The organism is Gallicola sp. Sow4_E12, assembly GCF_052116305.1.
Lineage (GTDB): Bacteria > Bacillota > Clostridia > Tissierellales > Peptoniphilaceae > JBQKLI01.
Genome location: NZ_JBQKLI010000066.1, coordinates 1 through 518 on the forward strand (window position 1 = coordinate 1; position 518 = coordinate 518).

Annotated in this window: 1 protein-coding gene; it reads right to left on the minus strand. The window is 34.2% G+C overall.

The features are described from left to right. Positions 1-498: transposase (locus ACTQ46_RS11205; RefSeq protein WP_441749900.1), on the minus strand; the 498-nt coding region annotated here is incomplete at its 3' end. Positions 499-518 lie beyond the last annotated feature (20 nt).

Here is a 518-nt window from a genome sequence, read left to right on the forward strand (position 1 = left end):
CAATTCTTTTAAAAAGGCATTCTCTATTCGTAGATGTTTATTTTCTTCTTCTAATTCGAGTTCTCTTTTTGTTTTATTGTCCTTTGTATTCTTTGATTGCTTGGAAGTTTTGATAAAATTATCTTTTTTCTTCATGGGAAAAAACCTTTCTTCTTCTTTTGAAACGAATCTTATCAATCCTTCTTCGCGATACTCTCGTACCCAACGTCCTAAAAGAGAAGGATTCTTTAATCCGTGTCTGCTGCATATTTTTTGATAGCTCATTTCGTTTTCTAAGTAAGACTTTACCATGAATTCTTTAAAATCTGAAGGATAGTGTTTTTGGCGGCGAGAAGGTTTTAATCCTTCCTCGCCTAGTGCTTCAAAAGCATGAATCCAATTGAAGACAGCGGTGTGAGATTTAATATTGTATTTCAAAGCTAAATCTTCAACACTGCTTTTGCCTTTCAGATATTCTTTTACTACGGTTCGTTTGAGTTCGTAACTATATTTTGCCATGAAAAACCGACCTCCTTTGG